At 56.5% G+C, this 20,104-nt stretch carries 19 protein-coding genes; 12 read left to right on the forward strand and 7 right to left on the reverse strand.

Annotation, left to right across the window (positions count from 1 at the left end; translation table 11 throughout):
* Nucleotides 1–21 precede the first annotated feature (21 nt).
* Together fieF and cpxP are read right to left on the reverse strand one after the other, a co-directional pair.
* Nucleotides 22–918 carry a CDF family cation-efflux transporter FieF gene (fieF, locus tag AC236I_RS24585; RefSeq protein ID WP_004869375.1) on the reverse strand — a complete coding sequence of 299 codons (897 nt, stop codon included), beginning with the start codon at nucleotides 916–918 and terminating at the stop codon, nucleotides 22–24.
* Between the two features lie 157 nt (nucleotides 919–1,075).
* The gene (gene cpxP / locus AC236I_RS24590) at nucleotides 1,076–1,579 is read right to left on the reverse strand and encodes a cell-envelope stress modulator CpxP (RefSeq protein WP_004869373.1); all 504 of its coding nucleotides are present in this window, start codon (nucleotides 1,577–1,579) and stop codon (nucleotides 1,076–1,078) included.
* 155 nt (nucleotides 1,580–1,734) lie between these two features.
* On the opposite strand from cpxP, the gene cpxR reads away from it, so the two are divergent.
* Together cpxR and cpxA are read left to right on the forward strand one after the other, a co-directional pair.
* Nucleotides 1,735–2,433 carry an envelope stress response regulator transcription factor CpxR gene (gene cpxR, locus AC236I_RS24595; RefSeq protein WP_004869370.1) on the forward strand — a complete coding sequence of 233 codons (699 nt, stop codon included), beginning with the start codon at nucleotides 1,735–1,737 and terminating at the stop codon, nucleotides 2,431–2,433.
* Nucleotides 2,430–3,803: an envelope stress sensor histidine kinase CpxA gene (cpxA, locus tag AC236I_RS24600; RefSeq protein ID WP_004869367.1), complete on the forward strand. Its 1,374-nt coding sequence runs from the start codon at nucleotides 2,430–2,432 to the stop codon at nucleotides 3,801–3,803. The genes cpxR and cpxA overlap by 4 nt, the downstream gene beginning before the upstream one ends.
* A gap of 129 nt (nucleotides 3,804–3,932) precedes the next feature.
* On the opposite strand, the gene yiiM is transcribed toward cpxA, so the two are convergent.
* Entirely contained in the window at nucleotides 3,933–4,607 is a 675-nt protein-coding gene (gene yiiM / locus AC236I_RS24605; protein WP_069476340.1) for a 6-hydroxyaminopurine reductase, read from the reverse strand.
* A 71-nt stretch (nucleotides 4,608–4,678) separates the two neighbouring features.
* Nucleotides 4,679–5,299 (reverse strand): superoxide dismutase [Mn], encoded by a 621-nt coding sequence (sodA, locus tag AC236I_RS24610; RefSeq protein WP_004869361.1) that lies wholly within the window; start codon nucleotides 5,297–5,299, stop codon nucleotides 4,679–4,681.
* Nucleotides 5,300–5,591: 292 nt separating this feature from the next.
* On the opposite strand from sodA, the gene rhaT reads away from it, so the two are divergent.
* Entirely contained in the window at nucleotides 5,592–6,626 is a 1,035-nt protein-coding gene (gene rhaT, locus AC236I_RS24615; RefSeq protein WP_069476341.1) for an L-rhamnose/proton symporter RhaT, read from the forward strand.
* Between the two features lie 4 nt (nucleotides 6,627–6,630).
* Here rhaT and rhaR read toward each other — a convergent pair whose 3' ends face one another.
* Nucleotides 6,631–7,479 carry an HTH-type transcriptional activator RhaR gene (rhaR, locus tag AC236I_RS24620; RefSeq protein ID WP_004869355.1) on the reverse strand — a complete coding sequence of 283 codons (849 nt, stop codon included), beginning with the start codon at nucleotides 7,477–7,479 and terminating at the stop codon, nucleotides 6,631–6,633.
* A gap of 72 nt (nucleotides 7,480–7,551) precedes the next feature.
* On the reverse strand, nucleotides 7,552–8,388 hold the full coding sequence (gene rhaS / locus AC236I_RS24625; RefSeq protein WP_004869353.1) for an HTH-type transcriptional activator RhaS: 837 nt from the start codon (nucleotides 8,386–8,388) through the stop codon (nucleotides 7,552–7,554).
* 312 nt (nucleotides 8,389–8,700) lie between these two features.
* Here rhaS (AC236I_RS24625) and rhaB point away from each other — a divergent pair, with 312 nt between their 5' ends.
* The 9 genes from rhaB to rhaM all read left to right on the forward strand — a co-directional run bounded on the left by rhaB (nucleotide 8,701) and on the right by rhaM (nucleotide 18,619).
* A complete protein-coding gene (rhaB, locus tag AC236I_RS24630; RefSeq protein ID WP_086817479.1) occupies nucleotides 8,701–10,167 on the forward strand; it encodes a rhamnulokinase in 1,467 nt (488 codons plus the stop codon).
* Nucleotides 10,164–11,423 (forward strand): L-rhamnose isomerase, encoded by a 1,260-nt coding sequence (gene rhaA, locus AC236I_RS24635; protein WP_004869351.1) that lies wholly within the window; start codon nucleotides 10,164–10,166, stop codon nucleotides 11,421–11,423. Before rhaB ends, rhaA begins: the two co-directional genes overlap by 4 nt.
* Before the next feature lie 105 nt (nucleotides 11,424–11,528).
* On the forward strand, nucleotides 11,529–12,359 hold the full coding sequence (rhaD, locus tag AC236I_RS24640; RefSeq protein ID WP_015585433.1) for a rhamnulose-1-phosphate aldolase: 831 nt from the start codon (nucleotides 11,529–11,531) through the stop codon (nucleotides 12,357–12,359).
* Nucleotides 12,360–12,535: 176 nt separating this feature from the next.
* Nucleotides 12,536–13,522, forward strand: a complete 987-nt coding sequence (gene rhaS / locus AC236I_RS24645; protein ID WP_004869349.1) for a rhamnose ABC transporter substrate-binding protein — start codon at nucleotides 12,536–12,538, stop codon at nucleotides 13,520–13,522.
* Between the two features lie 48 nt (nucleotides 13,523–13,570).
* The gene (locus AC236I_RS24650; protein ID WP_004869347.1) at nucleotides 13,571–15,082 is read left to right on the forward strand and encodes a sugar ABC transporter ATP-binding protein; all 1,512 of its coding nucleotides are present in this window, start codon (nucleotides 13,571–13,573) and stop codon (nucleotides 15,080–15,082) included.
* On the forward strand, nucleotides 15,079–16,086 hold the full coding sequence (locus AC236I_RS24655) for an ABC transporter permease (RefSeq protein WP_487608837.1): 1,008 nt from the start codon (nucleotides 15,079–15,081) through the stop codon (nucleotides 16,084–16,086). Before AC236I_RS24650 ends, AC236I_RS24655 begins: the two co-directional genes overlap by 4 nt.
* Nucleotides 16,083–17,087, forward strand: a complete 1,005-nt coding sequence (locus AC236I_RS24660; protein WP_032718499.1) for an ABC transporter permease — start codon at nucleotides 16,083–16,085, stop codon at nucleotides 17,085–17,087. Before AC236I_RS24655 ends, AC236I_RS24660 begins: the two co-directional genes overlap by 4 nt.
* Before the next feature lie 72 nt (nucleotides 17,088–17,159).
* Complete coding sequence (gene fucO, locus AC236I_RS24665; RefSeq protein ID WP_004869342.1) at nucleotides 17,160–18,308, forward strand: lactaldehyde reductase; 1,149 nt, start codon at nucleotides 17,160–17,162, stop codon at nucleotides 18,306–18,308.
* Nucleotides 18,305–18,619, forward strand: coding sequence for an L-rhamnose mutarotase (gene rhaM, locus AC236I_RS24670; protein WP_004869340.1), 315 nt, complete (start codon nucleotides 18,305–18,307; stop codon nucleotides 18,617–18,619). The genes fucO and rhaM overlap by 4 nt, the downstream gene beginning before the upstream one ends.
* 91 nt (nucleotides 18,620–18,710) lie before the next feature.
* On the opposite strand, the gene AC236I_RS24675 is transcribed toward rhaM, so the two are convergent.
* Nucleotides 18,711–20,084: a NosD domain-containing protein gene (locus AC236I_RS24675; RefSeq protein WP_015585435.1), complete on the reverse strand. Its 1,374-nt coding sequence runs from the start codon at nucleotides 20,082–20,084 to the stop codon at nucleotides 18,711–18,713.
* Between the last annotated feature and the right edge of the window lie 20 nt (nucleotides 20,085–20,104).

Raw genomic sequence — 20,104 nt, forward strand, 5'->3', positions numbered from 1 at the left:
TTACAGACTATAACCCAAAGCTCAAAAAACGCCCTGCCGCGCCAGCGGCACCACAGAACAGGGATCCTGATGGATAATGACATCAGAACCCGGGAAACGGTGCAGAATTGCCTGCTCCACCTGATCGGCAATCACGTGTGCCTGAACCAGCGGGAGGTTATCTTCCATTTCCAAATGTATTTGAATAAAGCGAGTCGGCCCTGACTGCCGCGTCCGTAGATCGTGTGCCCCACTGACGCCTGGCCATTCGGTCACGATATTGATAATTTCCTGACGTTCCTCGTCAGGAAGCGCGCGGTCTAACAACGACTGAATGGCGTCATAACCCATACGCAGAGCGCTATATAAAATATAGATGCCAATCCCGAGAGCAAACAGCGCGTCGGCACGATGCCAACCATACCAGGAGAGGCCCAGCGCCACCAGAATTGCGCCGTTCATCATAACATCAGACTGATAATGAAGCATATCTGCTCGCACCGCCTGACTTTGCGTTTTTCTGACCACCCAACGCTGGAACGTTACCAGCACCAGCGTGCTGACCAGCGCGATCAGCGTCACGGCAATACCGACACCCGCCGCCTGCATCGGTTCCGGACGCGCCAGGTGCTGAATACCGGTCAAAAACAGAAACAGAGCCGACCCGGAGATAAACATACTTTGTGCCAGCGCGGCCAGCGATTCTGCCTTACCGTGACCAAAAGTATGTTCCTCATCTGCCGGCTGGAGCGAATAGCGCACGACCAGCAGATTCGTTAACGAGGCGGCAATATCCACCAGCGAGTCCACAAGCGCAGCCAGAATACTCACAGACCCGGTGTACCACCACGCAAAAATCTTGATCAAAAGTAACGCGGACGCCATCACCGTCGCCGCAATAGCCGCACGGCTCACCAGCCGCCCATAAGATTGATTCATACATGCTCCTCTTCGGCGATGCGCTTAGTATAACCTGAACTGTTGTCGCAACGAGGAGCAAGGCGGGAGTCGTTTCGCCGAATGACAGGCAAAAAAAACCCCCACATCATGTGGGGGAAGACAGGGATGGTGTCTATGGCAAGGAAAACAGGGTCTACTACTGGGGTTGCACGGTATTGCTACTACTCGACAGCATGGTTGCTGAACCTTTTTGCATCCTTGCAACCTCGCGCAACTGATCCATTCGTTGCTGGTGTTTCGCATTAAGAACCGCTTGCTGCTCCGGCGTTAACAGGTGGTACATCTGGTTGCGAACCTTCGCCATTTCAATCTGGCGAGTAACCTGTTCCTGCGCCATTTTATTAGCCTGAGCGCGCACAGCGTTTTCATCAAAATTTTCTGCGGTGACAAGACGATGCATTGTCTCCATTTCGCTAACATTAATGGGTTGCCTGTCATGGCGTGCCCGTTGCATAAGATCTCGTAACTGCTGGCGTTGCTGTTCGGTTAAACTTATGCCGTCAAACATATGACTCTGGCTGGTGCGCTGCGCCCCGTCATCTCCGGGGAGCCAGTTAACGCTGGTAACGACTTCAGCGGCTTGGCTATATGCACTTAGCGCCAGCGTTGAGGCCATGACGGCAGCAATAACATTGCGCATCACATACTCCCAATACGTTTGTGTCTGTGTAGCGATTCAACGAGATACAGTCTACGATTCGGGCTGCAAACATGCGTCAGGGGGTGTAAAACAACGTAAAGTCATGGATTAGCGAGCCTTGATGACGTAATTTCTGCCTCGGAGGTATTTAAACAATGAATAAAATCCTGTTAGTTGATGATGACCGGGAGCTCACCTCCCTGTTAAAAGAGCTGCTCGATATGGAAGGATTTAACGTGCTCGTGGCCCATGACGGGGAACAGGCGCTGGCCCTTCTGGACGACAGCATCGATTTACTTTTGCTTGATGTGATGATGCCGAAGAAAAACGGTATCGATACGCTTAAAGAGTTACGTCAGACACACCAGACCCCGGTTATCATGCTAACTGCCCGCGGCAGCGAGCTGGATCGCGTTCTCGGCCTCGAGCTGGGCGCGGATGATTACTTGCCTAAGCCCTTCAACGATCGTGAGCTGGTGGCGCGTATACGCGCGATTCTGCGCCGTTCTCACTGGAGTGAGCAGCAGCAAACTACCGAAGTCGGTTCCCCGACGCTGGAAGTTGACGCCTTGAGCCTCAACCCCGGCCGCCAGGAAGCCAATTTCGATGGTCAGACCCTGGAACTGACCGGCACGGAGTTCACCCTGCTCTACCTGCTGGCACAGCATCTTGGCCAGGTTGTTTCTCGTGAACATCTGAGCCAGGAAGTATTGGGAAAACGCCTGACGCCGTTCGATCGCGCCATCGACATGCATATTTCCAATCTGCGTCGTAAGCTGCCGGAACGCAAAGACGGCCATCCGTGGTTTAAAACCCTGCGCGGACGCGGCTACCTGATGGTTTCGGCTTCATGATAGGAAGTTTAACTGCACGCATCTTCGCTATTTTCTGGCTCACGCTGGCGCTGGTGTTGATGCTGGTTCTGATGTTGCCCAAGCTGGACTCGCGCCAGATGACCGAACTGCTGGAGAGCGAACAGCGTCAGGGCACCATGATTGAACAGCACGTCGAGGCCGAACTGGCGACCGATCCCCCCAATGACCTGATGTGGTGGCGTCGGCTGTTTCGCGCTATCGATAAGTGGGCTCCGCCGGGACAGCGTTTACTGCTGGTCACCAGCGAAGGCCGCGTGATCGGTGCAGAACGCAACGAAATGCAGATCATTCGTAACTTTATCGGCCAGGCCGATAATGCCGATCATCCGCAGAAAAAACGCTACGGCCGTCTGGAAATGGTCGGGCCGTTTTCCGTCAGGGATGGGGAAGATAATTACCAGCTCTATCTGATCCGCCCTGCCAGCACATCCCAGTCAGACTTTATCAACCTGCTGTTCGACCGCCCGCTGCTCCTGCTTATCGTCACGATGCTGGTCAGTTCGCCGCTGCTGCTGTGGCTGGCCTGGAGTCTGGCCAAACCGGCCCGCAAGTTGAAAAACGCCGCCGATGAGGTCGCCCAGGGCAACCTGCGTCAACATCCGGAACTGGAAGCCGGCCCGCAGGAGTTTTTAGCCGCCGGGGCCAGTTTTAACCAGATGGTCACGGCACTGGAACGCATGATGACCGGTCAGCAGCGCCTGCTGTCCGATATTTCCCACGAGCTGCGTACGCCGCTCACGCGCCTGCAGCTGGGTACGGCCTTACTGCGCCGTCGCAGCGGCGAGAGCAAAGAGCTTGAGCGTATTGAGACCGAAGCCCACCGGCTGGACAGCATGATTAACGACCTGCTGGTGATGTCGCGCAATCAGGCGAATAACGCGCTGGTCAGTGAAACGGTGAAGGCCAATCAGCTGTGGGGCGAAGTGCTGGATAACGCGGCGTTTGAAGCCGAGCAGGTTGGAAAATCCTTCACCGTCGAGTATCCGCCGGGTCCGTGGCCGCTGTACGGCAATCCTAATGCGCTGGAAAGCGCGCTGGAAAATATCGTCCGTAACGCGCTGCGCTACTCGCACACCAAAATTTCGGTCAGTTTTTCGGTGGATAAAGACGGCATCACGGTCAACGTCGATGATGATGGTCCGGGCGTCAGTCCGGAGGATCGCGAGCAGATTTTCCGTCCGTTCTACCGTACCGACGAGGCACGCGATCGCGAGTCCGGCGGCACCGGTCTGGGGCTGGCGATTGTCGAGGCGGCGATTCAGCAGCATCGCGGCTGGGTCAAAGCCGATGACAGCCCGTTAGGCGGTTTGCGGCTGACCATCTGGCTGCCGCTGTATAAGCGCACCTGATCGCTCTTCTCCGGCTTACGCTGCGCTTAGCCGGGCTACCACAACTGTCCGCAGACGGGTAGCCCGGACAGGCGCAGCGCGCCGCCTCAGGGATCGTTCGCAGCCAGCGCCTGCGGCGTTATCGGCGAATTATTTTCCCCACAATCTCCGCGAATTGTCTTCTATCTGCCCGCTCAGGCGCCGTTTCTGCATGGTACGGCTCCAGCTCACCGACAGCCCCGCCGCCGAGAGCAGGCGATGGTATTGTTCGTCATCGAACGGCATATGCCAGGCAATGGCCCCCGCCTCATGGACGCTCACATCGCTTAGTCGGGAAACCAGCTCCAGCGGCGCATCGCCGGATACCCGCCCGCCCGCCACGACCCGATACAGCCAGCCGGTTTTACCGCTGTTCTGCATAAGCTGCGCCATATCGCTGACAGTAAAATGATAGTTAAGCTTGAAGCACGGTGAACGCGGCTGCGTCACCTGAATCAGCGCCTCTCCCCAGCGAAAGATGTCGCCGATACAGACCTCTTTTTCGGTCAGCCCTTCGGTCGAGAGATTCTCGCCAAACGCCGGGGCGCAGAAAAGATCCGCCTGCTGCGGAAGTTCAAGAGCCCAATGGGCGTAGTGTTCACGGGGATAGTGGCACAGCGCGCGGTCCGGCCCGCCATGTATTTTCGTCTCCGCCTGTTCATCGCCCTCCAGCCCCAGTTCGCCGAGGGTCAGTTCACCGTCGACCTGAATTTTCCCGATGGCGCTTGGACGGCTGCCGTCGTAATCCCTTACCTTGCCCACAAAGACATTCACCGGATAGTGCATCGCTGCTCCTTTGCTGCGGATATAAAAAAAGCGAGTCATCAGACTCGCTTCTCGTTCAGCACAATGCAACCTTATTTTTTGGCGGCAAAACGCGCTGCTGCTTCGTCCCAGTTAACCACGTTCCAGAACTCTTTGATGTAGTCCGGACGACGGTTCTGGAATTTCAGGTAGTAAGCGTGTTCCCAAACGTCCAGGCCCAGAATCGGGAAGCCGGAAGCGCCGGAGATAGCTTCGCCCATCAGCGGGGAGTCCTGGTTAGCGGTAGAAACCACGGCCAGTTTGTCGCCCTTCAGCACCAGCCATGCCCAGCCAGAACCGAAACGGGTCGCAGCCGCTTTTTCAAACTCCGCTTTGAAGTTATCAACGGAACCGAAATCACGTTCGATAGCGGCTTTCAGGTCGCCCTGCAGGGTGGTACCGGTTTTCAGGCCTTTCCAGAACAGGCTGTGGTTAGCGTGGCCGCCCGCGTTGTTACGCAGTACGGTTTTTTTGTCAGCCGGCAGCTGATCCAGTTTGGCGATCAGTTCTTCAGCAGACAGGTCAGCAAATTCCGGCAGGCTCTCCAGCGCAGCGTTGGCGTTGTTAACGTAGGCCTGGTGATGTTTAGTGTGATGGATTTCCATCGTCTGCTTATCAAAGTGCGGTTCCAGGGCGTCATAAGCGTACGGCAGGGCTGGCAGTGTATAACTCATAATCATCTCCATTATTGTCAAGCGGCAGGAAGTGTTAATGCCGAGTAAGCAGTTGGTTCATTATAGTTAATTAAATGATATTGAAAACGCTTATCAATGCCGTATTTTTAATAAGGTTATAACCGCAGGGTATACCTGCAATTTTGTGAGCTGGAACAAGTAATTAAGTTGTTGGTTGCCAGAGTTCAGCGTCACATGGCAACAGCCTGAAGGCGAGAAAACTGACCGATTTTTACACTCATCGTGTCGGAAGAAGATTTATCCGATAAAAAAATAGATGAGGATAAAATCAATGAATCACGCGATTACGATGGGTATTTTTTGGCATTTGATAGGTGCGGCCAGTGCAGCCTGTTTCTATGCCCCGTTCAAACAAGTTAAACAGTGGTCATGGGAAACCATGTGGTCAATCGGCGGGATTGTCTCCTGGCTGATTCTTCCCTGGGCTATCAGCGCGATGCTGCTGCCTGATTTCTGGGCCTATTACCGTTCCTTCAACGCCCCCACGCTCCTGCCGGTGTTTCTGTTTGGCGCCATGTGGGGGATCGGCAATATTAACTACGGCCTGACCATGCGCTACCTCGGTATGTCGATGGGGATCGGTATCGCCATCGGGATTACCCTGATTGTCGGCACGCTGATGACTCCAATTATCAACGGGCAGATCGATGTGCTCCTTCATACCCAGGGTGGCCAGATGACGCTGCTCGGCGTGCTGGTTGCGGTGATCGGCGTGGCGATAGTCACCCGGGCCGGCCAGTTGAAAGAGCGCAAGATGGGCATTAAAGCCGAAGACTTCAATCTGAAAAAAGGGCTCATGCTGGCGGTGATGTGCGGCATTTTCTCTGCCGGGATGTCCTTTGCGATGAACGCCGCCAGGCCAATGCATGATGCCGCGGCAGCGCTGGGAGTTGACCCGCTGTATACCGCGCTGCCCAGCTATGTGGTGATTATGGGCGGCGGCGCGCTGGTCAACCTTGGCTTCTGCTTTATTCGTCTGGCTAAAGTCAAAAACCTGTCGATCAAAGCCGACTTCTCGCTGGCAAAACCGCTGATTATCGCCAACGTGCTGCTGTCGGCGCTGGGCGGTCTGATGTGGTATCTCCAGTTTTTCTTCTATGCCTGGGGCCACGCCAGCATTCCCGCGCAGTATGACTACATGAGCTGGATGCTGCATATGAGCTTCTATGTGCTGTGCGGCGGGCTGGTCGGGCTGGTGCTGAAAGAGTGGAACAATGCCGGGCGTCGTCCGGTCAGCGTGTTAAGTCTGGGCTGCGTGGTGATTATCATCGCCGCCAATATCGTTGGCCTCGGCATGGCCAGCTAATGCCCTATGCGGCAACGCGACTGCGTTGCCGCCACTGCCCTGGGGTCATGCCAATTTCGCGATTAAAGACGACGGAAAAGTAGTTACTGTCTTCAAATCCGCACTGCATCGCAATGTCACCAATCAACCGCTCGGTGTGCTGCAATAAATACTGCGCGTGGCAGATACGCAGCTGACGCAGGTAATGGTTGATCGTCATCCCGGTCTGCTGGCGAAACTGCTGACGCAGCGCACGCTCGCCGCACCCCTCCCGCTCACAAAACAGCTCAAGAATAAAAGGTCGGTTCAGGCTGCCGGCCAGTTCGGTCAGCAGCTTATCGAGGAGCGTTTCGCTTTGGGTCGCCGCCCGGTTATCGGTCGCATAGCGGTGGCGATGAAGAATCAACGCCAGCTGCGCAAACAGCAGCTCGGCCATGTTATTAGACTGCGCATCGCCGCGGGCGCTCTCCTGCTCCAGCTGAGTAATCACCTGGCGAACCTGAGCCATACCAGAACTGCCGATCCGCCAGTGCGGCATCCACGACGTCCCAAACAGACCGGGAATATGGGCCGCCCAGTCAAAGTTAAGCCGCAGACGATCCGGGCAATAGATGACGTTTTGCAGGACTAAATCATTCACCGAGGCGTAGGAGTGTTTGTCTTCGGCGCGAATATAAAACAGGTCGCCACGGGTAATGCGCCATGGGCGATCGTTAAGGACATGCAGGCCATTTCCCCGCCATACCAGTACCAGTTCGCAGAACTCGTGGGTATGCTCGGCGAAGACATTTTGCGGATAACGGTCGGCAACCGCTACCGCCTGAGAAGGAGAGGCAAAAAACTCATCTTTGCGCAGAATCAGCTGACCAGCCACTACCAGAACTCCACCGCCAATAACGGTTTATTATTCGCGTTTTTGCTCGCTAAAACGTTGACTGCTCTCGCGTTACTGAAGAATGGCGTCCCGTCCCTGACGGATATCGCGCGGCGACCAGGAAAACTCGCGGCGAAAAAGCGTCGAAAAGTGGTTACTGTCGCCGAAACCGCAACGATAGGCGATATCCGTGATGCTCTCATCGCTATGGCGTAGCAGGTGACGCGCCTTCATCAGTCGCACCCGATTGAGGTAGCGCTGCGGCGTCAGGCCGGTCTGTTGCTTCAGCTGGCGATGCAATGTCCTCAGCGACAGGGAAAACTTATCCGCCACCTCTTCCCAACAGACATCCTCGGCAAAGTGATCTTCCAGCCAGGCCATCAGATGATTCAGCCGCGCTTCGTTGTCGGCCGCCCCTTCCGCGAGGCTGCTTTTACGCAGCAGGACAAGCAGCTGCATAAAGAGAATCTCCCGTCCGGCGAGCGTATGCATATCCGGTTCGAGGCCGACGTCTTCCATCTGTCCGACGATCTGTCGTACCTGCTGTAGCACGGCCTGGTTCACCCGCCAGTGAGAGAGGTAATTCCCCTCTTGCTCCTGCGGTAACAGCTGATTGACGCCATTCAGAAAGCGAAAGGCATCCGGCGCGCGATAGAGCACGTTAGTCAGGCATAAATTGTCCGTATGTTCATAGAGATGACGATCGTGATCGCGAATAAAGCACACCGAACCGCCGCTGATGGTATAGGGCTGACCGTTGAACACATGAATCCCCGTGCCGTGCTCAACGATGACGATTTCATGGAAATCGTGATGATGTTCCGGGAACGCCGCCTGAGGGAGGCGTGGCTCAATGGCCACAGCAGAAGTCCCGGACTTAAAGAAATCCACGCTGTGCAAAATGGTCATAACGGCACCCTCGAAATGAGAAATGTTATCAATCAGTGTCACAAATAGTAATTAAGGGTCCGCAATCCAGCCTTCAATTTTTGACCGCAAAATTCGTAAAACCTGCCGCTTTTTCAAGAAACAGCCGGAAAGATCGGGAACTGCGGACAACATCACATCCTCTTCCCTGATGCTCATGAAGAGAATCTGTGACCTCCCTCACGGTCATCTTTGCTTTCTTGCCAGCCGCCTGTTTTCCCTGTCAGTGGCAAGAAGGTGCGCGATTCACGACTTTTTTAGACTGCTGACAATGATTTTTACAAGGATCTCCCCATGAGCTTTCGTCATTGTGTAGCCGTTGATTTAGGCGCCTCCAGCGGGCGGGTGATGCTTGCCAGCTATGAATGCGGGACGCGTACGCTAACGCTGCGCGAAATACACCGCTTTACCAATAGCCTGCAAAAGGTGGATGGCTACGACTGCTGGGATGTCGACCGTCTGGAAGGCGAAATTCGCCGCGGGCTGGTGAAGGTCTGCGAGCAGGGTATCCTCATCGACAGTATCGGTATTGATACCTGGGGCGTGGATTATGTCCTGCTGGATAAGCACGGCGAACGCGTGGGTCTGCCGGTCTCCTATCGTGACCCACGAACCCAGGGCCTGATGCACCATGCCGAAGAGCAAATAGGCCGCGCCGAGATCTACCGCCGTAGCGGCATTCAGTTTATGCCCTTCAATACCCTTTATCAGCTCCGCGCGCTGGTTGAGCAGCAGCCGGAACTGGTCAGCCAGGTTTCACATGCGCTGCTGATCCCTGACTACTTCAGCTTTCGCCTCACCGGCCATCTGAACTGGGAATACACCAACGCCACCACCACCCAGTTGATCAATATAAACAGCGATAGCTGGGATGAAGAGCTGTTGAACTGGAGCGGAGCGCCGCGCGAATGGTTCGGCACGCCAACGCATCCCGGTAACGTAATCGGTCACTGGCTATGCCCGCAGGGCAACGCCATTCCGGTGGTGGCCGTCGCCAGTCACGATACCGCCAGCGCGGTCATCGCCTCGCCGCTGGCCAGCAAAAACGCCGCGTATCTCTCTTCCGGCACCTGGTCGCTGATGGGCTTTGAAAGCAAAACCCCCTACACCGGTAGCGACGCGCTGCAGGCGAATATCACCAATGAAGGTGGCGCCGAAGGGCGCTACCGGGTGCTGAAAAATATCATGGGACTGTGGCTGCTGCAGCGGGTGCTGAAAGAACAAAACATCAGTGACCTGTCGGCGCTCATCGCCCGTACCGCTCGTCTTCCGGCCTGCCGTTTCGTCATTGACTGCAACGACGATCGTTTTATCAATCCGGCCAATATGAGCGCCGAAATTCAGTCCGCCTGTCGCGAGTCCGGGCAGCCGGTTCCCGGCGATGACGCCGAACTGGCGCGCTGTATTTTCGACAGTCTGGCCCTGCTCTATGCCCGCGTACTTCGTGAACTGGCCCAACTCCGCGGCCAGCCGTTCAGCCAGCTGCATATTGTCGGCGGCGGCTGCCAGAACGGGCTGCTCAATCAGCTGTGTGCCGACGCCTGCGGTATCACGGTGGTCGCTGGGCCCGTAGAGGCCTCCACGCTGGGCAATATCGGCATCCAGCTGATGACCCTGGACGAACTGAATAACGTCGACGATTTCCGTCAGGTGGTATGTCGCAACGCCGCGCTTACCACGTTTACCCCCAATCCTGAACATGAAATTGCCCGTTTCGTGGCGCAGTTTCAGCCACAACAGACTAAGGAGCTTTGCGCATGACCACTCAACTTGAACAAGCCTGGGATATTGCTAAACAGCGCTACGCTGCCGTTGGCGTGGATGTCGAGGAGGCCCTGCGTCAACTGGACCGACTACCCGTTTCGATGCACTGCTGGCAGGGCGATGACGTCGCCGGCTTCGAAAACCCGGAAGGGAACTTAACGGGCGGGATTCAGGCCACGGGGAACTATCCGGGCAAAGCTCGTAACGCCGGCGAGCTGCGCGCCGACCTTGAGCAGGCGCTGAGCCTGATTCCGGGGCCGAAACGCCTGAATCTGCACGCGCTCTATCTGGAATCAGATACGCCGGTGGCGCGCAATGAAATCAAGCCACAACACTTCCGCAACTGGGTTGAGTGGGCCAAAACCAATAAGCTGGGGCTGGATTTTAACCCCTCCTGTTTCTCCCACCCGCTGAGCGCCGATGGCTTTACCCTGTCGCACGCCAACGACGAAATCCGCCAGTTCTGGATCGATCACTGCAAAGCCAGCCGCCGTATCTCTGCCTGGTTCGGCGAGCAGCTGGGCACCCCGTCGGTGATGAATATCTGGATCCCGGACGGCATGAAAGATATTACCGTTGACCGTTTTGCCCCGCGCCAGCGTCTGCTCAATGCGCTGGATGAGGTCATCAGCGAAAAACTCGACCCGGCGCATCACATCGATGCCGTAGAGAGCAAACTGTTCGGTATCGGCGCAGAAAGCTATACCGTCGGCTCCAACGAGTTCTATATGGGATACGCCACCAGCCGCCAGACCGCGCTGTGCCTCGATGCCGGCCACTTCCACCCGACGGAAGTCATCTCTGACAAAATTTCCGCCGCCATGCTGTACATCCCGCGACTGCTGCTGCACGTCAGCCGCCCGGTGCGCTGGGACAGCGACCACGTCGTGCTGCTGGATGACGAAACCCAGGCTATCGCCAGCGAAATCATCCGCCACAACCTGTTCGACCGCGTGCACATCGGTCTCGATTTCTTCGACGCCTCGATTAACCGCATCGCGGCGTGGGTGATTGGTACCCGCAACATGAAGAAAGCGCTGCTGCGCGCCCTGCTGGAACCGACGGAACAGCTGCGCCAGCTGGAAGCTGACGGTGACTACACCGCCCGTCTGGCCCTGCTGGAAGAGCAGAAATGCCTGCCATGGCAGGCCGCCTGGGAGATGTATTGCCAGCGCCACGATACCCCGGCGGGCAGCCAGTGGCTGGATAGCGTACGCGCTTATGAAAAAGCGGTACTAAGCCAACGCGGCTAATCATCATTGCCGGACGGCGGCTGATGCCACAACCGCAGCCCGTAGGGTCAATCTTCTTTATGGTGCGGGGCTCCCCCCGCATCGCAGCAACAGGAATACAAGACTATGCAGAACATCATCAACGCCTGGTTCGTTCAGGGCATGATTAAAGCCACTTCCGATGCCTGGCTGAAGGGCTGGGACGAGCGTAACGGCGGTAACCTGACGCTGCGCCTCGACGACGCGGATATCGAACCGTTCGCGGCCGATTTTTACGCTAAGCCGCGCTACATCGCCCTCAGTCAGCCGATGCCCACGCTGGCGAACCAGCCATTTATCGTCACCGGTTCCGGCAAATTTTTCCGCAACGTCCAGCTCGATCCTGCGGCCAATCTCGGCGTGGTGAAGGTAGACAGCGATGGGGCGGGATACCACGTGCTATGGGGACTGACGGACGATGCGGTGCCGACCTCTGAATTACCGGCGCATTTTCTCTCCCACAGCGAGCGCATCAGGCTAACCAACGGCAAAGACCGCGTGATCATGCACTGCCACGCCACCAACCTGATTGCCCTGACCTATGTACTGGAGAACAACAGCGATCTGTTCACCCGCAAACTGTGGGAAGGCAGCACCGAATGTCTGGTGGTCTTCCCGGACGGGGTCGGCATTCTGCCGTGGATGGTGCCGGGCACCGATGAAATTGGCCAAGCCACCGCGCTGGAAATGCGCAAACATTCGCTGGTGCTGTGGCCGTTCCACGGCGTCTTCGGCAGCGGCCCGACGCTGGACGAAACCTTCGGTCTCATCGATACCGCCGAGAAGTCGGCCGAAGTGCTGGTGAAAGTCTATTCGATGGGGGGCATGAAACAGACCATCACCCGCGAAGAGCTCATCGCCCTGGGCAAACGCTTTGCGGTGCAGCCCATGCAGTCCGCGTTAGACCTGTATCAATAACAACATCGCGCCCCGCTCACCGAGACGGGGCGAACTCTGTCACCTGCAAATCATTCCCCGAGTATGTCGCACTGCAGGAAGGGGGCGGAGTCCACGGATGGACGGGTCATACAAGCCAACGCATCTGTAATGTGAATGACAACGGGAATCTAACTCAATCATGTGGAGTAAAAGCAATGAAAACAAAGACAAGCTTGATCCTCACCGTTGCCATTATGGCGTTGTCCGGTTCTGCTTCAGCGGAAGTGAAAATCGCCCTCGTGGCAAAATCGTTGGGAAATGGGTTCTTCGAAGCTGCGAACGTCGGCGCCCAGCAAGCGGCCAAAGAGTTAGGCGATGTTAAAGTCATTTATACCGGCCCGACCACCACCACGGCAGAAGCGCAGATCGAAGTCCTTAACGGATTGATCGCCCAGGGCGTGGATGCGATCGCCATCTCCGCCAACGATCCTGATGCCGTCGTCCCGGTGCTGAAAAAAGCCATGCAGCGCGGTATCAAAGTGGTCTCCTGGGATTCCGGCGTGGCGCCAGCGGGTCGGCAAATCCATCTCAACCCCTCCAATAATGCCCTGATTGGCGAAACCAACGTCCGGCTCGCCGCCGAGGCATTAAAAGCGCTGAATGTCGATAAAGGCGATGTGGCCGTGTTAAGCGCCACCCCGACCTCGACCAACCAGAATATCTGGATCGAGGAGATGAAAAAGGTGCTGCCGAAGTACCCTTCCGTCAATCTGGTCACCGTGGCCTACGGCGACGATCTGTCGGATAAGAGCTACCGCGAAGCGGTGGGCCTGCTGAAGTCATATCCCGAGCTGAAAGTGATCGTCTCGCCTTCTTCGGTCGGGATCGTCGCCGCCGCGCAGGCGGTCAAGGATCAGGGCAAGATTGGCAAGGTCTACGTGACCGGGCTCGGGCTGCCGTCTGAAATGGCCGGGGCGATTAAATCCGGCGCCAGCAAAAGCTTCGCTATCTGGAACCCTATTGATCTGGGCTACGCCGCCACTTATCTGGCCGACGATCTGGTAAAAGGGACGGCGAGTAAAACCGAAGCCAGTATGGGCAAGCTGGGTAAAGTCCAGCTGGATGCCAACGGCAACGGCGCGATGGCGCAGCCGTTCGTTTACGATGCCAGCAACATCGATAAATTCTCAAAAATCTTTTGACCCCGTTCCCCTCACCGATACCGGGAGGGGAAAAACTGGAGAATTATCATGACGGCATCCACTCCTCTGCTGTCGCTTAAGGGCATCACCAAGGTTTTCCCCGGTGTGCATGCCCTTGAGAACGTACAGCTCGATCTCTGGCCCGGCAAAGTGACCGCCTTAATCGGCGAAAACGGCGCCGGCAAATCCACGCTGGTCAAAGTAATGACCGGTATTTATCAGCCCGAAGAGGGCGAGATCCTCTATAAAGCAATCCCTATCCAGCTGCCGAACCCCGAGTCGGCGCATAAGGTGGGGATCACCGCCATTCATCAGGAAACCGTGCTGTTCGACGAGCTGTCGGTCACCGAAAATATTTTCGTCGGCCAGTATCTGTATACCGGCCTGCTGAAGAAACTCGACTGGCCCGCCATGCACCGCAAAGCCAGCGAAATCCTCACCCGCCTTGAGGTGCAGATTGACCCACGCGCGACGCTGAAAACCCTCAGCATCGCCCAGCGGCATATGGTGGCGATTGCCAGAGCGCTCTCCTTCGACGCCCAGGTGGTGATTCTCGATGAGCCCACCGCCGCCCTCTCGCAGCATGAGATTCTGGAGTTCTATCAAATCGTTGAACGCCTGAAGCAAGACGGGAAAGCGATTTTGTTTATCTCGCATAAGTTTGACGAAATTTTCGAACTGGCCGATTACTACACCATTCTGCGCGACGGCGTCTTCGTCAGCGCCGGCGCCATTAATGACATCACCGAAGAACGGATGGTGGCGATGATGGTCGGTCGCGCCATCACCCAGACCTACCCGAAAGTCGAGTGCACGCCGGGCGCAACGGTCCTGGAGGTGAAAAACCTCTGCCATCCCACCGAGTTTGCCAATATCCATTTTTCGCTGCGTAAAGGTGAAATTCTGGGCTTCTACGGCCTGGTCGGCGCCGGGCGAACCGAGCTGATGCAGGCGCTCTCCGGGGTATCTCGTCCCGCGAGCGGGGAGATCGTGCTGAACGGTAAAACCATGCACTTCCGCCAGCCGGCGGACGCCATCCGGGCGGGAATTGTCTGCGTGCCGGAAGAGCGGCAGAAGCAGGGGGCGATTATTGCCCTGCCAATCGCCCAGAACATTAGCCTGCCGCAGCTCAGTCAACTCAATCCCAATGGCGTATTGAACGCCACCCGCGAATGGCAGCTGGCGAATGAATATGCCTCACGTCTGCAGGTCAAAGCGTTTAACTGGCAGCAGACGGTAGAAACCCTCTCCGGCGGCAATCAGCAGAAAGTGGTGATCGGCAAATGGCTGGCCACACACCCGGAGGTGATCATCCTCGATGAGCCAACCAAGGGGATCGACATCGGTTCAAAAGCGGCGGTGCATCAGTTTATGTCCGAACTGGTGGGACAGGGGCTGGCGGTGATCATGGTGTCATCCGAGCTGCCGGAAGTCATGGGGATGGCAGACCGCATCATCGTGATGCATGAAGGGCTGATGGTGGCCGAATATCGCGCGGGGGAGGCAACGGCAGAAACCATCGTCAGCGCCGCCAGCGGCCTCGGTCGGGAGGCAGCATAATGGGGCGACAACTGCTTAAACACCGTGAAACGCTGCTGGCTGTCATCATCATTATGATGATCGGCGCGATCGGCAGCCGGGCACCGTCATTTATCACGCCCGGTAATCTGGTGGAGATGTTTAACGACACCGCTATTCTGATCATCCTTGCCCTCGGTCAGATGATGGTGCTGCTGACCAAAGGTATCGATCTGTCGATGGCCGCCAATCTGGCGCTAACCGGGATGATTGTCGCGCTGCTCAACGCCCACTATCCCGAAGTACCGGTTTGGACGCTGTTGGTTCTGGCGACCCTGCTGGGCCTGCTGATGGGGATGATCAACGGCCTGCTGGTGTGGCGGCTCGGCATCCCGGCCATTGTGGTCACCCTCGGTACCATGAGCATCTACCGCGGCATTATTTTCCTGCTTTCCGACGGCGGCTGGGTCAACTCGCACCAGATGAGCGCCGATTTTCTCGGCCTGCCGCGCGCCTCGCTGCTTGGGCTACCGCTGCTGAGCTGGTGCGCCATCGCCGCGCTGTTGCTGGTGGGCTACTTTCTGCGTTACAGCCGTACCGGCCGGGCGCTGTACACCGCGGGCGGCAACGCTACCGCGGCGTATTACACCGGGATTAATGCGGGGAAAATGCAGTTCATCAGCTTCTGCCTCTCCGGCGCGCTGGCGGGCTTTTGCGGCTACCTGTGGATCTCGCGCTTTGCCGTCGCCTACGTTGATGTTGCCAACGGTTTTGAATTACAGGTCGTGGCCGCCTGCGTGATTGGCGGCATCAGTACGATGGGGGGAACCGGGCGCGTCATCGGCTGTCTTTGCGGCGCGCTGTTTCTCGGCATCATCAATAATGCGCTGCCGGTGATGGGTATCTCACCGTTCTGGCAAATGGCGATCTCCGGCGCGGTCACCGTTATCGCGGTGGTACTCAATGAGCGCGGCAACAAACGACACGGGCGGTTAATTCTGCGCAGTGCGGTGGTTGCCGCGCAAAAACAGACGGTGAAATCATGAGTAAAATAATGACCCCGGAAGAGACGATCAACATCGCACCTGCGCCGTCACCGCTGCACCGCCTGCTATGCTGGGAAGGATTTTTACTGGCGGTCACGCTGGTGGTCTTCGTGGTCTGCGCGCTGGCCTCGCCCTACTTCCTCAATATCTGGAATTTGTCGGACGCCACCTTCAACTTTACCGAGAAGGCGATTGTGGTCCTGCCGATGGCGATGTTGATTATCGCCCGGGAAATCGACCTCTCGGTCGCCTCCACCATGGCGCTGAGCTCAACGGTGATGGGCTTCTGCGCGGCGGCGGGGATGGATACGCCGCTGCTGGTGGCCGTCGGGCTGGGAGTGGGTCTGCTGTGTGGTCTGTTTAACGGCCTGCTGGTCACGCGTCTGAATCTGTCGTCGATCGTCATTACCATCGGCACCATGAGCCTGTATCGCGGTATGACCTACATTCTGCTGGGCGACAAAGCGCTGAACCACTATCCGGACAGCTTCGCCTGGTTCGGCCAGGGCTATGTGTGGGGTGCGCTCTCCTTCGAGTTCGCGCTGTTTATTCTTCTCGCAATCGCCTTCGCTTTCCTGCTGCACAAAACCAACTTTGGTCGCCGCACCTACGCCATTGGCAATAACCCGACCGGCGCCTGGTTTTCCGGTATCAACGTTAAGCGCCACAACCTGGTGCTGTTTGCGCTGGTCGGGCTGATGTCCGGGCTGGCCGCCGTGCTGTTGACCTCCCGGCTTGGCAGCACCCGCCCGACCCTGGCGATGGGCTGGGAGCTGGCGGTCGTGACGATGGCGGTACTCGGCGGCATCAATATTCTCGGGGGTTCCGGCAGCATGGTGGGGGTGATTATCGCCGCCTTTCTGATGGGGCTGGTGACGTTTGGCCTGAGCCTGCTCAACGTGCCGGGCATTGTTATGTCAATCATCATCGGCGCGATGCTGATTGTGGTGATCTCGCTGCCCATTATTACGCGGCGAGTGATGCAGCGAAGACGGATCTAATGTCGGACGGCGCTGTGGCTACGAGCGCAGCGCCGCCGGGCATAAAAATCACGGTAATTAAGGAGAATTATGATGAGTTTTATGTTGGCACTTCCCAAAATCAGCCTCCACGGCGCGGGCGCTATCGGTGATATGGTCAAGCTGGTAGCAGATAAACAGTGGGGCAAAGCGCTGATCGTCACCGACGGCCAGCTGGTAAAGCTCGGGCTGCTGGACAGCCTGTTCGCCGCCCTGGATGAGCAGCAGCTGCCTTATCATCTGTTTGACGAAGTCTTTCCCAATCCCACCGAGGCGCTGGTGCAACAAGGCTATGCGGCGTATCGGGAGGCCGGGTGCGATTACCTCATCGCCTTTGGCGGCGGCAGCCCAATCGATACCGCCAAAGCGGTAAAAATCCTCACCGCTAACCCGGCGCCCTCCACCGCTTACTCCGGCGTCGGCAAGGTGAAGAATGCCGGCGTACCGCTGGTGGCGATCAACACGACGGCCGGTACGGCGGCAGAGATGACCAGCAACGCGGTGATTATCGACGCCGGGCGTCAGGTCAAAGAGGTGATTATCGATCCGAATATCATCCCGGATATTGCGGTGGATGATGCCAGCGTAATGCTGGATATTCCGCCATCCATCACCGCCGCAACCGGGATGGATGCCCTGACCCACGCCATCGAAGCGTTTGTTTCCGTCGGCGCCCATCCGCTTACCGACGCCAACGCGCTGGAGGCCATTCGCCTGATATCCCGGTGGCTACCGAAAGCCGTTGAGGACGGGCATAACCTCGAGGCGCGCGAGCAAATGGCATTTGGCCAGTATCTGGCGGGCATGGCATTTAACAGCGCCGGACTGGGATTGGTCCATGCGCTGGCGCATCAGCCTGGCGCCACCCACAATCTGCCGCATGGCGTATGCAACGCTATCCTGCTGCCGATCATCGAAAACTTTAACCGTCCGAACGCTATCGCTCGCTTTGCCCGCGTGGCGCAGGCCATGGGCGTGGACACCCACGGTCTGAGCGAGGAAGCCGCCAGTACAGAAGCCATCAACGCGATTCGCGCGCTGAGCAAACGGGTCGGTATCCCGCAAGGTTTCAGCCAGCTTGGCGTCACCAAAGCCGATATCGAAGGCTGGCTGGATAAGGCGCTGGCTGACCCCTGCGCACCATGCAACCCGCGCAGCGCCAGCCGCGATGAGGTCCGTGAGCTTTATCTGGAGGCCTTATGATCCGCAAAGCCTTTGTCATGCAGGTCAATCCCGACGCGCATGAGGAGTACCAGCGCCGCCATAATCCCATCTGGCCGGAGCTGGAAGCGGTACTCAAAGCGCACGGCGCGCATCGCTACGCGATTTATCTCGATAAGGATCGCCATCTGCTGTTCGCCACGGTGGAAATTGAATCTGAGGAGCGGTGGAATGCGGTCGCCAGTACCGATGTCTGCCAGCGCTGGTGGCAACATATGTGCGATGTGATGCCTGCCAATCCGGACAACAGCCCGGTGAGTGCGGAGCTCAAAGAGGTATTTTATCTGGCGTAAATCTATGGTTGCCCCGCTACGCTTAGCGGGGCAACTGCTTCAGGCGCTGAGAAGAAATAGTGATCGCGCGCCGTCACAATTCGCAGCCGGACTAATCAACCTCCACATTGCCGGGGGCTGGCGTGGCTCTGAAGGCATTAATCGCTCTGTCCATCATCACCTGGTTGTCACTGCCGCAATCAAGTATCGTATTTTGAGACGACTCGTTTTCTACCAGCACAGCGACGGCATCAAGCGCTTTTAATCTGGCCGTCGTCAGCAAAGCGCTGACCTGCGCCGCAAAGCAGGCATCCTCTTCGGAGGGTTGCGCCTGCTGCACTGACGCTTCCGTCGTAGCAACGATATGATTATTAGCAATATAATTCCCTTTGCCGGAAACCAGCCGGATGATGACCGGTTTAATTCCCAGCGGCTTGAGATACTGGACATCGATAGTTTCGGAAATATGATTGGCAATAACCGAGTTATTACTGCCATTAATATGCAGCAAGCCATAGGCATCATTCTGGCCATTGTCATAGGCCTGCATCGGCGGCCAGGGCTCACGATCGCGCAAAAAATGGTTTGCAGAGATGAGATTCTCCGCACAGTTGTTCTCCAGCACCAACATTCCCGGATAAAATGAATGGAACCGGTTGCTGGTGACGGTAGAGCGTACAACGCCAGATAAATGAACGCTGCTTGCGCCGCGCGGGAAAATATTATTGGTAGAAATTAATAGCCCGCCGAAGTTTTGGGCATAAATCGAATAGCCTTTATAGCCTGCGCCAATCAGGTTATCGGTTATTTTCGAAGCCTGTCCGGCACCACGAAGCTCAATACAGTTACCGCATTCGGCAATAAAGTTATTATGGATTGCCAGAGCATCACTATTGTACGTAGTGAGGCCATGATCAAGGTAGATGAATCCCATACCCGTAATGCGGAAAGCGTCCTGAGCGCTGGCGATATAAATCCCGGTTTTGCCGTTGGTATAGCTATTTTCCGGATCGTTGTTTCCCAGCCCATCATCAATAAAGTGCAGGCCATCAATACAGAAATTTTCGAACGCAACTGAACTGATACGAGGAGCGCCGTTCCGCTTTACATAAAATGCAGCGCCTGCGTGCTCTTCATCGCCGGCCTGCGGACAAAGATCAACCAGAATGCGGCTCCCGCCCGGCCATACATCATGCAAATTCGCCCATTCATCCGCAGGCGTATTAAAGCGAATACTTGAGGAGACAAAACCGTGTCCGGAACCCATTATTTTTAAATAACTAATATCTATCAGAACCTGAGTGGTCAGATGATAATCGCCGGGCGGAATATAGATAACCGCACCGGGTTTACCGCCGTTATTAACATCGGTATGCGGTTGTCCTTTTTTGATATCTGCGATAATACTATTGATGACCTCGCCAATATCATCATTCGCATTACCGATATGCCACTGTGTCACGTCATAATAATTTTTACGCGCCATGAAAACCCTCCTTTGATATT

The sequence above is a fragment of the Klebsiella sp. Sb-30 genome (assembly GCF_057652795.1).

Excerpts from the sequence above, each read along its gene's own strand:
- rhaT (WP_069476341.1), top strand. The coding sequence starts at position 5,592 with ATGAATCACGCGATTACGATGGGTATTTTTTGGCATTTGATAGGTGCG.
- rhaB (WP_086817479.1), top strand. The coding sequence starts at position 8,701 with ATGAGCTTTCGTCATTGTGTAGCCGTTGATTTAGGCGCCTCCAGCGGG.
- rhaS (WP_004869353.1), bottom strand. The coding sequence starts at position 8,388 with ATGACCATTTTGCACAGCGTGGATTTCTTTAAGTCCGGGACTTCTGCT.
- cpxR (WP_004869370.1), top strand. The coding sequence starts at position 1,735 with ATGAATAAAATCCTGTTAGTTGATGATGACCGGGAGCTCACCTCCCTG.
- AC236I_RS24660 (WP_032718499.1), top strand. The coding sequence starts at position 16,083 with ATGAGTAAAATAATGACCCCGGAAGAGACGATCAACATCGCACCTGCG.
- fieF (WP_004869375.1), bottom strand. The coding sequence starts at position 918 with ATGAATCAATCTTATGGGCGGCTGGTGAGCCGTGCGGCTATTGCGGCG.
- AC236I_RS24650 (WP_004869347.1), top strand. The coding sequence starts at position 13,571 with ATGACGGCATCCACTCCTCTGCTGTCGCTTAAGGGCATCACCAAGGTT.
- fucO (WP_004869342.1), top strand. The coding sequence starts at position 17,160 with ATGAGTTTTATGTTGGCACTTCCCAAAATCAGCCTCCACGGCGCGGGC.
- rhaA (WP_004869351.1), top strand. The coding sequence starts at position 10,164 with ATGACCACTCAACTTGAACAAGCCTGGGATATTGCTAAACAGCGCTAC.
- rhaD (WP_015585433.1), top strand. The coding sequence starts at position 11,529 with ATGCAGAACATCATCAACGCCTGGTTCGTTCAGGGCATGATTAAAGCC.
- AC236I_RS24675 (WP_015585435.1), bottom strand. The coding sequence starts at position 20,084 with ATGGCGCGTAAAAATTATTATGACGTGACACAGTGGCATATCGGTAAT.
- cpxP (WP_004869373.1), bottom strand. The coding sequence starts at position 1,579 with ATGCGCAATGTTATTGCTGCCGTCATGGCCTCAACGCTGGCGCTAAGT.
- rhaS (WP_004869349.1), top strand. The coding sequence starts at position 12,536 with ATGAAAACAAAGACAAGCTTGATCCTCACCGTTGCCATTATGGCGTTG.
- cpxA (WP_004869367.1), top strand. The coding sequence starts at position 2,430 with ATGATAGGAAGTTTAACTGCACGCATCTTCGCTATTTTCTGGCTCACG.
- yiiM (WP_069476340.1), bottom strand. The coding sequence starts at position 4,607 with ATGCACTATCCGGTGAATGTCTTTGTGGGCAAGGTAAGGGATTACGAC.
- rhaM (WP_004869340.1), top strand. The coding sequence starts at position 18,305 with ATGATCCGCAAAGCCTTTGTCATGCAGGTCAATCCCGACGCGCATGAG.
- sodA (WP_004869361.1), bottom strand. The coding sequence starts at position 5,299 with ATGAGTTATACACTGCCAGCCCTGCCGTACGCTTATGACGCCCTGGAA.